Annotated in this window: 15 protein-coding genes; 4 read left to right on the top strand and 11 right to left on the bottom strand. The window is 41.9% G+C overall.

Annotation, left to right across the window (positions count from 1 at the left end):
* Positions 1 to 120 precede the first annotated feature (120 nt).
* The 9 genes from FM107_RS15070 to FM107_RS15030 form a co-directional block, all read right to left on the bottom strand.
* On the bottom strand, positions 121 to 1,299 hold the full coding sequence (locus FM107_RS15070; RefSeq protein WP_086949305.1) for a PepSY domain-containing protein: 1,179 nt from the start codon (positions 1,297 to 1,299) through the stop codon (positions 121 to 123).
* A gap of 66 nt (positions 1,300 to 1,365) precedes the next feature.
* Positions 1,366 to 2,601 carry a DUF4374 domain-containing protein gene (locus tag FM107_RS15065; RefSeq protein ID WP_086949304.1) on the bottom strand — a complete coding sequence of 412 codons (1,236 nt, stop codon included), beginning with the start codon at positions 2,599 to 2,601 and terminating at the stop codon, positions 1,366 to 1,368.
* A 23-nt stretch (positions 2,602 to 2,624) separates the two neighbouring features.
* A complete protein-coding gene (locus tag FM107_RS15060) occupies positions 2,625 to 4,757 on the bottom strand; it encodes a TonB-dependent receptor (RefSeq protein ID WP_179204509.1) in 2,133 nt (710 codons plus the stop codon).
* A gap of 651 nt (positions 4,758 to 5,408) precedes the next feature.
* The gene (locus FM107_RS15055) at positions 5,409 to 5,822 is read right to left on the bottom strand and encodes a DUF2721 domain-containing protein (RefSeq protein ID WP_086949302.1); all 414 of its coding nucleotides are present in this window, start codon (positions 5,820 to 5,822) and stop codon (positions 5,409 to 5,411) included.
* A 534-nt stretch (positions 5,823 to 6,356) separates the two neighbouring features.
* Positions 6,357 to 6,836 carry a hypothetical protein gene (locus FM107_RS15050; protein ID WP_086949301.1) on the bottom strand — a complete coding sequence of 160 codons (480 nt, stop codon included), beginning with the start codon at positions 6,834 to 6,836 and terminating at the stop codon, positions 6,357 to 6,359.
* A gap of 36 nt (positions 6,837 to 6,872) precedes the next feature.
* Positions 6,873 to 7,184 (bottom strand): hypothetical protein, encoded by a 312-nt coding sequence (locus tag FM107_RS15045; RefSeq protein WP_143559506.1) that lies wholly within the window; start codon positions 7,182 to 7,184, stop codon positions 6,873 to 6,875.
* Positions 7,072 to 7,401, bottom strand: coding sequence for a PDDEXK nuclease domain-containing protein (locus tag FM107_RS20275; RefSeq protein WP_086949299.1), 330 nt, complete (start codon positions 7,399 to 7,401; stop codon positions 7,072 to 7,074). The genes FM107_RS15045 and FM107_RS20275 overlap by 113 nt, the downstream gene beginning before the upstream one ends.
* A gap of 176 nt (positions 7,402 to 7,577) precedes the next feature.
* Positions 7,578 to 8,078, bottom strand: a complete 501-nt coding sequence (locus FM107_RS15035; protein WP_086949298.1) for a DUF1016 N-terminal domain-containing protein — start codon at positions 8,076 to 8,078, stop codon at positions 7,578 to 7,580.
* A 250-nt stretch (positions 8,079 to 8,328) separates the two neighbouring features.
* Entirely contained in the window at positions 8,329 to 9,636 is a 1,308-nt protein-coding gene (locus tag FM107_RS15030; RefSeq protein ID WP_086949297.1) for an acetylxylan esterase, read from the bottom strand.
* A gap of 281 nt (positions 9,637 to 9,917) precedes the next feature.
* On the opposite strand from FM107_RS15030, the gene FM107_RS15025 reads away from it, so the two are divergent.
* From FM107_RS15025 to FM107_RS15015, 3 genes are all read left to right on the top strand, one after another.
* Positions 9,918 to 11,036: an acyltransferase family protein gene (locus tag FM107_RS15025; RefSeq protein WP_218779012.1), complete on the top strand. Its 1,119-nt coding sequence runs from the start codon at positions 9,918 to 9,920 to the stop codon at positions 11,034 to 11,036.
* A gap of 136 nt (positions 11,037 to 11,172) precedes the next feature.
* The gene (locus FM107_RS15020) at positions 11,173 to 12,288 is read left to right on the top strand and encodes an aldo/keto reductase (protein ID WP_086949296.1); all 1,116 of its coding nucleotides are present in this window, start codon (positions 11,173 to 11,175) and stop codon (positions 12,286 to 12,288) included.
* Between the two features lie 252 nt (positions 12,289 to 12,540).
* Entirely contained in the window at positions 12,541 to 14,403 is a 1,863-nt protein-coding gene (locus FM107_RS15015) for an acyltransferase family protein (protein WP_086949295.1), read from the top strand.
* A 5-nt stretch (positions 14,404 to 14,408) separates the two neighbouring features.
* Here FM107_RS15015 and FM107_RS15010 read toward each other — a convergent pair whose 3' ends face one another.
* Complete coding sequence (locus FM107_RS15010) at positions 14,409 to 14,873, bottom strand: OsmC family protein (protein ID WP_086949294.1); 465 nt, start codon at positions 14,871 to 14,873, stop codon at positions 14,409 to 14,411.
* A gap of 66 nt (positions 14,874 to 14,939) precedes the next feature.
* A complete protein-coding gene (locus FM107_RS15005) occupies positions 14,940 to 15,197 on the bottom strand; it encodes a DUF1456 family protein (protein WP_086949293.1) in 258 nt (85 codons plus the stop codon).
* Between the two features lie 368 nt (positions 15,198 to 15,565).
* Between FM107_RS15005 and FM107_RS15000 the strand changes: the two genes are divergently transcribed.
* Positions 15,566 to 15,754, top strand: a complete 189-nt coding sequence (locus FM107_RS15000) for a hypothetical protein (protein WP_086949292.1) — start codon at positions 15,566 to 15,568, stop codon at positions 15,752 to 15,754.
* Positions 15,755 to 15,811 lie beyond the last annotated feature (57 nt).

Below are 15,811 nucleotides of genomic sequence, written 5' to 3'. Positions count from 1 at the left end.
ACGGTATGCACATACGTTTTCACCGGTCTATACGTTGCACATAGTCAGCCTATAGACTGGTGAAATCTGTGAAGAATACATTGGAATGTGTTGCTAAATTCGACTTACCAGTCTGTATTATTAATTAATTTTTGCCTTTTTCCTTTTGTTCCACCAAACCAAAAAACCAGTTATGGGTAAGCTTGCACAGATCAAGCTAATCAAAAAAGCAAATACTTTACCTGGCAGACCCAAAATGGAACCGACATGGATATCGTAGTTCATCATCGTTAATCGATCTGCGAATTTTGATTCATTAAACTTGCTCCCGTTCATCTCGAGCGGCTCTAATGTATATCGATCATAGAAGTAAGCGCTTTGATTGTAGTAAGAACCCTCGTTGTGATAAATCAGGATCTCATAGGAATCGTCCTCATCCTGCAAGATTGGTGTCATGTACATCCCGCCGATCTTATCTACCTGCTTTATGGTAGCATACCAAGCGCTGTCAAGCGGAGTCATCGGGCCGCTCCACAATCGGTCTTTTTGGGAGATATCCGAATGTGGGTGGTGATGTTCCTGCTTATGCTCGCCCATCGAAGCGATGAAATACAGGCCTTTATCAAACCAAGCAAAACTCCACACCAAGCCCGTCACCGCTAAAGCGAGCGCAAATAGCAAACTGTAAAAACCTAGTACGTTATGAAGGTCATAATTCAACCGTTTAAAACGTCCGCTCCATTTTATTTTAAAGCTTTTGCCTCGCGCGGTACGATTCCATTTCTTGGGCCACCACATGATCATCCCGGTTATTAGCAGTGCCAAAAAAATGAGTGTTGCAACCCCTACAATGGGTCTACCTATCTCATAAGGAAGCCAAAGAGCTCTGTGTCCATCAATAATAAAGCGAAAAAAATCAAACTCACCGGTACCGATCGTTTGCTGCTTCTTAAGGAAGCTACCCGTATAAGGATCCATAAATACGACAGAGAATGTGCGTTTTCCGTTTTCCATTCCTGAATAGCCGATCGCTGCTGCCCCCTGCTCATTGCTGTAAGTTAATCCCGTAGGACGGGCATCAGGCATATATTTAGAAGCGGTGTCTAACAAAAGGCTTGGTGGAACAAAACCGCCCGATTGCACCTGCACGAAGCGCCATGGCTCTAATGCATCTTTAATTTCCTGCTGAAATGCATAGAAACAACCTGTGATGCTCACAATGAAGACAATTGCCCCCGAACTCAACCCTAACCACAGGTGTAGCCAGTCGCTTATTCGTCTAAATAGACCTTTATTCTTTTTTTTAGTTTTCCCGCTCATTCCAATGAATAATCCAATGTCCTTCGTGAAAAAGACATTGGATTGTATTTATCAATTATTAAGTTTTTACTTTATCTGACCTAGCCCCCCGACGAACGAGGCCTCAACTTCCGCTCCTTTGCGTGCGGTTGCTTGGGCAAGATCAATTTCGTAGATATTAATTATGCCGTTTACTTTTGCGGCAGCATAAGCCTTACCATCTCTATGGAAAGCAGCGAAACTTCTACCGCCTTCGCCGCTGAATGTCGGCGTATCTTTTACAGTGGTGATTGATTGTTCGGCAAGATCTACAATAGCAAATTTCAAGTTGTCATCTGCCCACTGCGTCGCCTGAGCGCCCGTGGTTATGGATGCAAACAGTTTATTATTGCCTATATAAATAGCGTGTATAATTCGTCCGCCGTTGTCTGCCTCTTCAGTGTTGAAATAATAGTCTTTGTCAAATTCGTCCGATCCAGAGGCGATCTTTAACACGGCCGGCTCTTTTGTTCGTTGCGTGTAACCAAAACCGGAGTGTGATATGGTATAGATATCGCCTGATTCTGTTGCAAAGATACCCGATCGCGTGTTAAATGCACCGGCGGGCCCAGTACGATCGTCTTCAATAATTTTCTCCAATTCAAATTCCGGATAACTGTAAATGGCTACATAGGCTTTATCCGTTTTAGATGTTACCCAATCTACATCATCGAAAGGTATCAATGTTTGGAAGGCCTGATTACCACGGACCGCAATACCCGAATGTAACATCCACTCATCACCGATAGGGAAAGTCGCTTTGTCTACCTTAATTTTCTCCGTACGGGTTATTGCGTTAGATGCGACGTCTATTGTCAAAAATGACATATCGGTGCCATCAGCAGGGCTTGAGGGTAGGGTGACGGCCAATGCCGTTTTGCCACTTCCGTCGAGGTCTTGCGCGTCTACAGGTCTAGCGTTTAGGTTCAAGCCGGTTTTTAGAGCCACCTGATTGGATGCATCGAGATAATACGTATTAATATCAGTTAGGCCTAATCCACCAATACTAAAGAAGTAACTGCCTATATTTAAATAATCGCGGTACCCATCTTGTAGTATGCCGTTATTAATAAGGGAAAGCTTACCGCTCATGATATCGTTCGTATGAAGCACATAATTTGTTGTCCCTTCAGTGGTAGTAACACCTAAACCTAATGTGTAGATATTATCGCCTTCGATAGGTGTCGGTGACGTGTCATCGTCGTTGCTGCAGGAAGCTAAGCTTACCGCTAGAGCTGCGTATAAACTGCTTTTGAAAAATTGTTTTAGTTTTAAGGTATACATTTCTGTTTATCTAATGGAAAAATCTATTTTTTTATAAAATATCGAAGTTTGAGAAAAAACGAACGCCCGGGTTTCTGCAGTAAATAGTTGTCGTACAACTTACCATTAGCCACATTGCGACACTCGAAAGCGATCACATATTTTCCACCCCCTAGGGTATAGTCGGCGAAGATATCGTGTGAAATTTGGCGCGGAATACGATCTTTATTATCTCGGCCAATCTGATTAGGTGTCAAATAATATTTTTCTACATAACTAACACCGTAGTTCAAATTTAAAGCGTTATCATTATTTGGGGAAGGGTGAAACCGCGCGCCTAGGTTCGCATTACCGAAAAGATAGGGCATATTCGGTAGACGGAAGCCGTAGTTTAGATTTGGGTTTTGTTGGGTACCGTTCAGATTTTCACTTGTAAGAAATTTTGTACGGTCATTGATATCTTGGTAGGTCGCATTCACGCTAGCAAATAACTGATTGTTCCAAACATAACTAACCGATGCCTCGGCTCCGGTTGTTCGCACGTTCCCCACATTTATATACTGTCTGTCGATTGGTTGTACCTGTTGTTGGTCTTGCCGAATATAGTCTTTAGCGTTCCGAAAGATAAAATTCCCTTCCATGTTAAGACGGTGTGATCCGTCGGACAAAATGGTGTATAATACGCCTAAGTTTAGGTTGTCACTTTTCTCCGGTTTAAGGTTGGCGTTACGACGGACATACAATCCATCACCCAATAGTTCAGTTGCTTCGGGTAGGCGATAAGTATGTTCGTAAGATGCTTTTGCCTGCAATTGAGGTGTAACGAAGTACGCGGCGGCGGCACCGTAGCCGAAATGTGTTTGGTCCATTTTTGTTTCCACGTAATCAGCCACGGTATTTGTTGATACATTTTCAAACGATTCAGCTTGAAGATTAAATAGTTTACCGAATACCGTTGAGGTGAAACGGTCGTATGTTGCTTGCCAAGCTAGCCCCATAGTCTGTTTGCGGAGTCCCTGTGGCAACAGGAACGTGGGGTTGTTTGGATTCTCTACATCGCTCGATTTTCGTTTAAAGTCCGTCAGCGCGTAGTTTAGCGAAATTGCGTGGTTATTATTGACCGAGTAAGCTAGATTTGCGGAGGTAAGGAATTCGTTATCTTTATTTTTGAGCTGCGTACGGGAAAGTTCTGCCGTTGTGGTAGGGACGGATTCCCCTAACCAATTATAACGTAATCGCGTGGTGTCGGTGAAATTGTTCGTCGTAAGGTTATAAGCGCTATAAAGTGTGAAATCCAGGCCTTCCAAAAACATATCGGATTTTTTATACTTTAATGTCGGAATAATGGAGCTACTTTTAGACGTTCGGGCACCGAATACTTGTTCCATGGTTACCCCCGTTTGAATATCTTTGTCATTGCCCGATACAACGGCACCGAAAAGCAGGTGATCCGCATAGGATCGGCCCGTGATACCAACATCGACTTGCGCACCAATAGAGCGGTAATTATCATGGAATCGCTCGACTTCCTGTGCTGGCATGTCTTGGCCGCTGACTAAGTCGATCGGTTGTACGTTGATTTTATAGTTATTATCCGAATAGTTGTAAAAGGCGTTTGCGCGCACGGTAAATCCATTACTGGCGTCTGTAAAAGCACCATTAACGCTCGCTTTATGGGTATTGAAAGATCCGTAACCATAAGAAGCGTCAAGATAATTAGCATCCGGACGAGTAACAATATTAACTGCTCCTCCCAGCGCATCGGCCCCAAGACTCACCGGGAGCACGCCCTTATAAATTTCAATCCGTTCCGCCATGGTAGCGGGTAAATTGTTCAGTGTTAGCGAGGAACCGAAATTATCCATCGGAAGCCCATCAAGAAAAAACTTCACCTGTTTCCCACTGAATCCGTTTAAAGAGAAGTTGAATGTTGACCCTAAACCTCCGTCCTCACGGATGCGCACGCCGGTCGTTCGATTTAATGCCTGATTAATATCTACCGAGGAGTTATAAAGCTGCTTGGCGTCAATGACATTCACGTTGAAGGCTTGTTCTTTTACCTTTCTGATTGCTGTTTTTCCCGTAACAAGCACTTCGCCAACTCGCACGTGTTTTAGGGTATCGACTGGTATGGTGTCGACAAGAGATTGGGCGGCCAAATTTGTTGTGGTGAGCATTAAAAAAGGTGTTACAATTGCCCATAAACAGTTTTTGAATCCCAAAGATTTCAAATTACAAAACATTTTTAGCCTTCTATTTAGAATCAGATTAAATTAAAAGCAATGATAGGATAATTTTGCGAAAAATCAAAATAGAGGATTCTTAACGGTGAGATCGATTGATACTTTTTTGTCGTTCTATAGGTTTTCAAAAACGTATTTTTTTTGTGGAATTAAAACTTGGACTTTTGCGGTGTAATATCCAATTGTATTCTGATAACTAATTCTTTGTCGTGCTGTATTCGGTCAGACGCAAGGCTCTAGAAGCAATATAAAAAGACATCAGAAGTCGGAACTACAAAGTCGGAGACGGATAATCCAGTAGTGCGCTGGTAAAATTCAACACGGGTCAGCGTTCTATTCCTATATATTAGTAACAGGCAGTTCGATGAATAACTGCGAACATACGGATCAACTTATGAAAACAAGTGGGATTTTTGATCCCATTGCGCATCTATCAATGCTTGAAACTCGATTAGGCGCATCTGGAATGCAAGTTTTTTAAAAGAACGCTATGCGAGATATGTTGACTGTCACCGCTTTTTGAAACTTGCGGTAACCTGTTTTATCATGCGGAAGAGCAGAGTTAATTTCGTCAATTTTGTTAGTCTATTGATCTATAGTAGAACTTGGAGGTCCCTCCATATCGCTTAACTCAAGTTCTAATGCCTTGTTGCTTAGTTGTACTTCAACGAAGGAGAGGACTAAGGACATCGTGAAAAATAAAAGACTTAGTGCAAACGAGATTTCGGCAAAGACGATACTGTCCGCATAAATCCCATACACACATAAGATGCACGCGATAAAACTTACTATACCAAGCCCTTGCATGTGTTTTAGCAATTTAAGACGGAAACGAAGATTGCCAATTTGACCTTTCAAGACAGCCCTTTTCTCGTGTGCCAAATATTTAGCATGAAGGCTTCGTACAAGGGCTGCTAAGGCCAGAAATCGATTCGTATAGGCGAGCATAATTAGACTAATAGCGGGAAATAGCAAAGCCGCAGTGCTGTAAGTTATCATGGGTAAAATTTGATTTAAGTTCTTCACTCGTCACTAAGATAATAAACAAAATGATAATGTATTAGTTATGCGCGACTTCCGGCGTGTTTTGGTTGTACTAATCTTTGCCGTTCCCGTCATATTACCGCGGTATAATGATTACCCCCAACTATCAGAGGAATACTACGAAGTAACAAGTGAAGTATTTCATTGTTGGTGACAAAAGCCGACCATGTCGTTCTAGAACCCGAATAGGGGAACATTTCTTTTTACAAACTTATTCCCAACAGCGATTTTTGTCATATGTTTATTTTTGAAAGTAATTGTGGAAAATCTTATTTGAACCAAACTGTGTAATGAGCTGGATTATTTTGGGTGTCCAATAAAATCTGATCCGTGCTCATTCATGTCTCGTCGTAGAAAAACTTTCCAACAAGTAACCATTAGTCCTAAAAAGATCTTACAGGTATTATTCGTATATTAATATTCCCGACTACGATAGTTTGATTAGACAATCAACGCAGCACTGAACACAGACTACTGATTAAAAATGAATTAAGATTGTTTTAATGCTGGTAAATTTCTACAATTGTTTTTATTAAAAAACTTTATCAACTTGTCTTTATTTCTTATAGACAATATAATTCTCCTTTCATTATTTTTTTTTATGGACAGACCATATTCGGAATTGGTAATATAACTCCAACCATACTTTCTAGAAAACCGTATACCCCATCCCAAAAAGTCAGATAATGCTGAAATCTTGACAATTTCAACATCCTTTATCTCATTCCAGTCAATACTTTTATTGAAGAATGGAAAGAACCTATATTTAATTCTCTCTTCATTTATTTCAACTCTTAATCTCACAAAAGCTAAAAATATCCCCAGCGCAAAAAATCCTATAGAAAAATATATAATGGATTTATCATTGCTCTTAGACAATCCATAAAAAATAAAAAAAGCAAATTGAATAACAAATAATGCTAAAATGAACTTGGGTAAACCCGTTTCTTCTTTAAATTGATCCGACATTTTTGTATTAATTGAATAATTAACTTTTTTAAGTTCTTAAAATTTGTATCGATATTTTGATCCAGCCTGAATAAATACATCGGATAGATCCAAATTATGAATTATTCTTATTATTTCTGTATTTTCTTGAACCATTTCGCTAATTGCAAACATTTTGGAATACTTATCAGATGAAAGCATCGATTGCTCAATTAATTTAGTGCCAAAATTCATCTTGTTTTCAATTTCGAAGAGATTACCTGAGTACATTGCTGCTTCTAGATCGTTGAACAATGAAGGATACTTTGTGTTTATAAATGAAACCGAAACTGCAGATAATTCTTCGATCGAATTTTTCATTGTTTTCATCCAAACTTTTTATACGTTTCAATTCTACCAATATATGACATTTCAAAATACGATGATAAAAAACCAAATCAACAAAGTAATATTCATCACCCATTAACAATCGTTTTTGTCGGGCTTCAAAGCAAAATCCGTTTCCAAGTTCAATAATAAATTGTTGCAAATGCACAATTAGAGCTTGTTCTAACTCGTTCTCTTCAATTACATGAGGTTGATTGATATTGAGAAATTAGAAAAAGTAATGAGATTTTATTAAATCCGTAGTTTGTTGAGGTTTTACCTTTTTCATTACCTCGTCAAAAGCTCCTTTGTGATTATCGGATAATCCAGCCCTTTCATAAGCGAGCGTGTTGATCTGTCGTTTGAGTTCTTTTACACTGGGCTGTGTTTTTAAAATTAGCAACTCGTAAAATGCCTTTTCATGACATCATCTATTTTGATGAGTTCAGTAAAGTGGGTGTAAGAAATAGATTGAAAAATACTAGAAAAGTGAACTAAATCGTTATTTTTATTATCTTTTTGCAATTTTTGGGTTGTCGATCCAAGAATTGGTTTTTGGATATTTGAAAGCGTGAAATCTTCAAAGAAATCCGTAGGGACCAGTTTTTTGAATTCTTGGGTTACCAACCCAAGAATCTGTGGATAGGTGTCGTAAAACTGTCGGCAGCGGGACAGTTCTGGAGCTGACAGTCCTTTGATACTGATATTTTTCGCTAAGTTCTCAAGCAATTTAACTCCATATTCAGCACGGTCACTTCCGTTTTGCTCAAACTTTACAATGTAAAATCCAGAAAGCCAATTTCTGAGTGTAATATGTATGTTTACAGCTTTCACGGCATTTTGCTGTAAAAACTCGTTAGTCCGCTGTATGCGAAAAGTTAATTTTTTAAAATTCATTTTTCACCTCTTAATTGATTGTAAATATAGCCAAACGTACTTTGCGTTTTTGCTGCTAGTATAATGCCATTCATTCCTTAGAACGAATAAGGCTATAAAGGATTCAGCTTGGCCTGCTATGAGGAATAGAAGTTTGGCTGGAGACTGACCAGTCGGTTTAATCTGCACCCCGGCGCAGTTAGCAAGCGAGTATAATTTAGAGCATCAATTTCGCAGATGCTCTAAACGCCTCGATTCACGTGAAATGCCGCTAATTGCCTTTTAACTGCTTTAATAACCATTCATTGACTTTCTCTCTTTGCAGCGGGTAAGTCCAATGCCCCGTTTCTTGCACGAGATATAAATCTTTGGGTGCTTGGATTAGATTGTATGCCGCGTAGATGGACGTTGGTGGACAGGTTTCGTCGTTATAGCCCCAGGAATAGAATCCAGGAACTTTCACCGAACGGGCGAAATTGACAACATCATAATAAGCAGATACGTTAATTTTGTCTTCCTTTTTTAAATACGAAGCATTCCCTTGTGTAAACATATGCGGCCACCCACCAGCTCTACCGTGGAGGTAACCCGTCAAGTCGCTAAGGGCAGGGTAGAAGCTGGCTAAGTGTTTGACCCGGCTGTCAAGGGCTGCGGTGACGATAGATAGCGCTCCACCCTGACTACCGCCGTAAACCGCTAAATTGGATCCATCGAATTCCTCGAGCGAGAAAATATAGTCGATTGCACGAACGCAACCTAGATACACGCGCTTGTAATAATATTTGTCCCTGTCGTCAAGGTTGAAATAATTGTATCCTCTTAGCGCCCCACCACTCAGGTTATTGTAGAGCTCCTTCTCATAGGTGACCGGGATGCCGTGGATGCCAATCTCCAAGGTGATCACCCCCTGTTCTGCGAGAGCAATATTTCCTTGGTATGGACGGATACCTGCGCCCGGGACTTGCAAGAGTGCAGGATACTTTCCTTCTGTTTTTGGTTTTGCTAGGATCCCGTATACCCGGGCACCAAGCTCGTAGTTTTGAATGCTAACCTGGTAGACATCGACTTTCTCGTTGCTGCGCTCGGGCAAGAAGGTAAGCTTGGTATCCATCGGAATCTTTGCCGCTTCCTCTTTCGCGTTAGTCCAGAATTCCTGGAAGTCATGGGGTAAGGTTTGCGTCGGTTTGATATTCAACGGGGAAAATGCTGCAGTCGCTATGCCACGGTATTCTTTTCCATCAACCTTTACCCATGCCTGACAGCGTAAAAAACCGGGTTCTTCAAGTGTAGCATCTTTGCCCAGCATGGTTGAAGTGCCGTTTGATTTAATTGTCCCTTGTTGGGTGGGCAACATTTTCTCTAAGCCAATCTCATAGTGCACTTCGGCACCTTCGATCGGAACTTGATGCGCTAAAACCGTCACGGTAAAGCTGGCCTTTTCCCCTACCTGATAGGTCCAGTCTGCTTTGTTTGGGCTGATTAGTACCTGGACCGGATCAAAGGTTCTGGATTGGGCGAATAAGGTCCCACTCAGGAGCGTGAGGTACAACACGCACAAAAGAGAAGATAATTTTTTCATTACTATAGCTTTAGTTGAAGATTCTGGTTAGAAATCACATATAATATTTAAAAATAGGAATTTTTAGAGTGATTTTGCAATAATATTTGGCAGCGATGATCGGGCGTAGCGTCCTTGCAACGGAAAAGTCAATCCGTTTTAATTTAAAGCATAGGAAATGTATCTTTGAGAGGCAGCATTGAATTTTCCCCTGTTAACCGTGCCCATTTTTAAGCGCGATTCCAGCTATATTTTATCCTGCACACTGACCGCTATTGTAAACATTTTGAAACCTACGTACCTTGGAAAACTCTATTTCAAACAGAAAACCATCGGATCGCCTGCTGTCACTAGATTTTATGCGCGGTCTTATTATGTTTTTACTAGCGCTAGAAGCCAGCGAGCTTTATAACCATCTACGCAGCGCAACCAACGAGCACACCTTTGGACAGATATTTATCGGCCAATTTTTTCATAATGGTTGGCATGGCCTTCATTTTTGGGATCTTATTCAGCCGGCCTTCATGTTCATGGCCGGTATCGCGATGGCCTACTCATTGACAAAGCAAACCAGAAGCGGATTGTCCTGGAGAGATCGATTTTTAAAAACCTTGCGGCGGTGTGGCTGGCTATTGTTTTGGGGCATCTTTAAGCGCATCAGCAGCCCCGAGTGGTTTGCTTGGGATGCGCTTGATGTGACCGATATTTTGACTCAGCTAGCATTTTGTACAATGATCGCCTTTCTACTGTTTAATTTAAAGTTGCGGTACCAAATAGCAGCTTGTGTTGCGATACTAGCGCTAACAGAATTTTTTTATCGGATTTGGGCAGTGCCCGGGTTCGATCAAGGTTATGCAGGAATTGGGAACTTTGGCAATTGGATCGACTGGATTCTGTTTGGGCAAAAGGACAATACTTATGTTTTTATTAATTGGTTGCCTACAGCGGTGCATACCATAGCCGGTGTTGTCGTGGGTAAGTTGTTTATGGCGTCCTATAATCCGATTTATCGGCTCGTGGGTACTGGGGGAGCTCTTCTCGTGGTAGGCTATGCCATGGATGCCCTAGGTATAACTCCTATAGTAAAACCAATTGCCACCAGCTCGTTTATGGTCACTTCCTTAGGTTACTGTTTATTGATCGTCGCTGGATTATATTGGTGGATTGATATGCGTAAAAATCGCAAAGGATTACTTTTCTTCCAAGTAATTGGGATGAACTCGATTTTCATCTATCTGTTTTTCGCTATTGTAGGACAGAATTGGCTGAATGAATATGTGCTCATGGTTGTTCAGCCGGTATTTGCTAGTGTGGGGATTAGCCCCGCTGTTATACTACTGTTAGCATCAGTCTGCGTGTTCGCTTTAGAGTGGCTTTTATGTCTCTTTCTTTACCGCAAAAAGATATTTTTTAAGCTTTAGTCGTTTTCTGATTATTTGCAGCGTTCGTATAAAACGGCGGGAGGCCCGCTTTGCGCTAAGGAATTAAAACAACATCATATTATTTTTGTTCTCTAAAAACAGACAGAATAATTTTTTAATTACGGAATATTATTTCATGCGACGGCGAACATTTATAAAAGGTACGGGCGCAGCAGTATTGGGCACCGCATTTGGCGTGGAGTCATTAAATGCCGCCAGCGCAAACAACAACAAAAGAAAAGTAATGACGGAATCTCAAAATTCAAATAACCGGTTTAGACCGGCAAGCAAAGTTGGTTTTGGTGGCGTAGCCCTTGGAAATGGCTTCAACGCGAATCCTGATATAGAATGTCTACAGGCAGTGGAATCAGCTTGGGATGAAGGTGTTCGATATTATGATACTTCACCCTGGTATGGCCTGGGGATTAGCGAGCGCAGGATGGGCATGTTCTTAAAGGATAAAGCGCGTCAGGAATATCAAATCTCCACTAAAATTGGACGCCTATTACAACCACACGATGACTTCGAGCTCCAAGGGTTATGGAAAGGGAAGTTGAATGCTTCCTACGTATACGATTTCACTGCTGAGGGTGCAAGAAGAAGCGTAGAAGATAGTCTGCAACGCCTTGGAATCGGTTCTTTAGATATTGTGTTTATCCATGATCTTTCGCCCGATAATGGCGACATGAAAGACAACTGGCTTGAATATTTTGATATCGCCGTTAAAGGAGCGATGCCCGAGCTCACCAAAATGCGGGAAGAAGGTTTGATAAAAGGTTGGGGCTTAGGTGTGAACACAACCGAACCGATCTTAAAGACGATAGAAGTGGCTGACCCGGATATTTTTCTCTCGGCTTGTCAATATTCGCTTATTCATCATAAAGATGATTTGAATCAAGTTTTCCCTAAGCTCGCTCAGCGGGATATGTCCATTGTTGTCGGCGCTCCTTTATGCGGTGGCTTTTTGTCGGGTAAAGACCGTTACTTGTATGGCAGCGGCTTTCCAGCGGGGGTAAAAGATAAGCTAGCGGCGTTAAAACAGGTCGCTGATCGACATTCGGTTGACCTGCGAACCGCGGCATTGCGTTTCTCTGCCGCGCCGGATGTGGTCTCAGCCGTTATCCCAGGCGCACATACCGTTCAACAAGCGGCAGAAAATGCAGCTTCATTTAAAACCAAGATTCCTGCGGCGTTTTGGGAGGAGCTAAAGCTTAAAAAGCTAATCGAAGAAAATGCGCCGACGCCTAAATAGTGTGAGAGGGGCTTGTACTTTTGGAAACGGAAAAGCGCATTTGCTGATGTGCCAATATCAGGGCGGTGAATCTTAGCGCACTTTGTATTGTTTCAGTAGGCGCACGCTCGGTGTTATTAGGCCCGGTGTACGTTTAATTTGTTGCTTATTTTGCTTGATTGCAGAAACGGGTATGGGAGCGTTATTGCCATCTTTTTCGCGCGAATTTTTAACTAAAATCCGTATACTTGCTTTGCACTGCTGTTAACCAATATGTTTGCACAAAAAGAATTTCGTTTTGATATCGCTTTTTTACGCGCTCTCGCCATTCTAGCGGTCCTCCTGTATCATCTGCGCGTACCTTATTTTAGCGCAGGGTTCGTTGGAGTGGATATTTTCTTTGTGCTTTCGGGGTATTTGATGACAGATATCATCCTGGGCGATCTTTCCATCGGTAAATTTCGTTTAGTTGACTTTTATCGAAGGCGCATTCGGCGTATCCTTCCTGCGCTGATGGTACTTATTTTAGTATTTCTACTGCTGATTTACCTGGTGCTCGGCATAAAGTTATACGACTATAGCAGATTTGCTTTTTCCAGTAGCCTATTTGTCTCGAATATTTATTATTACTTGAATTCGGGATATTTTCAACCCGACGCTAGGCTGAACTTCTTGCTGCATACGTGGTCCTTATCGATTGAATGGCAATTTTATTTTGTTTATCCGCTTATTTTATCTGGGCTCTATAGCGCGGGCGTAAAGGGTAAACGAATGTTAGGCTACTTCCTTTACGGTCTAACGGCATTGTCGCTTGCCTCGATGTTATACTATGCCCAGCGTGACTCTTCTTTTGCCTTTTATATGTTTCCTACAAGGGCATGGGAGTTGCTCGTTGGTGGAGTAGTGTTTATCCATCAACAAGATATAAAGCGCGGCTTATCGGTCGTAGCGCGAAACGCTATTGCCGTGGTATGTTTCCTCGTGCTTTTTTGTTTCATAATTGGAATTATTCCGCATAGTGGAGGGTGGCCTTCCCTAATCACGCTTGTGCCGGTGATCGCAACGGCCGGTATACTTTTAGTGCATAGTGATTATAAGCTATACGCCAATAGGGTCACCATATTTATTGCCGATATTTCCTATTCATGGTATCTATGGCATTGGCCGCTTATTGTGCTTTCAGCCTATTTCACATTCGATAGCCAGCCTGGATGGCGGTACGCCGTGTTTTTTGTCTCGCTCGCCCTTAGCGTGCTCTCCTATAAATTTGTAGAGCGCGGTACCTGGATGCGAAACGTTAAATACGTGTTGTATTTATCGGGGATAGTTATCATGACATCCTTTCTTGGAAGGCAGCTTCCCGCGCAGCATATCTTATGGAAGGATCAGGAGGCTTCATTAGCGCAGTTTGCACATCAGTACCCTAGAGCGCTCGCCGCAGAGCAATTTAGCTTTGATCGGGGGCATCTGCTTTCTAAAAGCCCGTTCTCCTCGTTTGATACCACGCGCCTGCTCGCCTTTTCAGAAGCTAAAAAGAATTACTTGCTTATTGGGGATTGCCATGCAGCTATGTTTTATCATACGATCGGAAAGTTAGCCGCGGAAAATAATGTTAATTTACTCCAAGCAACCGGCGATGAAACATTTCCGGTACCGGGCGTTCACTCGCTATATAAAGGGCCGAGTGAGCTTACAAATTATTTATACGACAGTTATTTTCCTGCCCACGGGGAAAAGATCGATAAAGTCATTCTATCGGCCAATTATTCAGGCTATTCCAAAACCGACTTGATAAAATACTTTACGCAAATTGAAACCTATTTTAAGACGATGGGTATTCCCACCGTGTATATCGGGCAAACAGAGAGCTATCGGATCGAGTATCCCGTCGTTCATGTGATGCAGAGCAGATTCGGAATTTCACCCGAAAGGTATCTCGCTAGTTTCCGGGAGAATGCTAATAATTTTTTAAAGGGTTCCTCGATTGCCGATAAATATGTCGATGTGTACCACCCAACAGATATTATCCAGTCAGGTAATAGGCAGACCTATATGTATGATGCCGATCACTTCTCGACATTTGGAACAGAACAGTACCGTACGCTTTTTAAAGACAATATATTTAGGGAACATTAAAAGCCCTACCTAGCCGCGCAGCTCGGAGTGTGAATAATTGTAAAATTACAGGAGTTAGCGATGAAGCAAAGTTTATTTGCCTGTTCGTGGAATGATAAGGCTAGGTCGATGTGCGCGCTGTCCGAAATGATCGTATGGGGTTCTAAGCGGACCTCGATAATCTTTCCGCTTCCATCGGGGTAAGTTTCAAGCAGCGCCGTAGCGTTATCGACATAGGAAAACACCTCAATATTATGCTTGCCACAAACGTACAAGTAGGACATCATGTGGCAGGACATTAAACTCGTCAGTAATAGGTCTTCGGGATTATATAGACTGCCATCACCCTTAAAAGCCTTCGCCGCCGAAATGTTCAAATCCTGTTTCCCGTGGATCGAAACTTGGTGCGTTTTTGAAGACTTATCCCCCGATGTGGAGGCAGGGGGCGTAGGCCATTGTAATGCTGCGCTAAAAACATGTTTGAGACTCATAAGCCTAATATATGAATTATTAATCGCGCCTAAATGGAAAATGAAAAGCCGCTGCCGTTAAAAATGCTATTGAGGTGCTTCACCACCATTTTTAGGAGTAGGTTTTGGGCGTACACCGCGTTTGTAGATGATAAGTCCGTTTAGGAAATTCCGAAGCAACTGATCGCCACAAGGCTTGAAATTGGGATGGTCGTCTTTGCGAAATATCGCGCCCAGTTCGGTTTTTGTCACGCGGAAATCGACCAAGGTTAAGACTTCGATAATATCCTCGTCGGTGAACTTTAAAGCCACCCGTAGCTTTTTCATGATATCATTGTTGCTCATGGCATAAATGTGTTTAGCTGGAAATTTCTAATTTGTTTGTTTTAGCACCCTAGTGCGCCCAAAGATAGCAAAAACTGCCTGAGTTCAGAAAGGGTGATCGTCCATCGGCGCGCGTAGGGGCTTCAGCCTGGGTGAAGATATTTATACGGACTGAGAGAATCCCTACAATTTTGAAAAAGATCAGCTGGTGATACCACGAATGCAGCTGATCAGTGAATGTTGACTATTACAGCGGCTAGGAAAGGTTTTTAAAATGCACAATTGCGCGCGCGGTAAACTTTTCTTGGAGCCGCTTGTTATCTCCACAGTGGTAAAACTTAAATCGATTAATGGTTCTATCCGAATGAATTTGACTTTAGGTTATAGTTATGGAAAAAGATTATTCAGAAAAAGACGTGCAAGAACGTTTAAAAGCAGAAGGTTTATTTGCCGCGTATGAAGAGGCTGTTAAGCTTAAAGATTCGCTAAAAATTCAAACTCTTCTTCAGAAAATTTCAATCGAGGATGACACCATCGTTGCTATTTTAGAAGATTTGGATACCGATATTTCTTCCTAGTGTGCTAGAAATGTACAAAATAGAAAAGTCCGAACTACCAGTGAGCTCGGACTTTTT

Source organism: Sphingobacterium sp. JB170, assembly GCF_900163865.1.
Lineage (GTDB): Bacteria > Bacteroidota > Bacteroidia > Sphingobacteriales > Sphingobacteriaceae > Sphingobacterium.
Note: the sequence above shows the minus strand (reverse complement) of the source record. Positions and strands in the feature narration are given on the sequence as shown.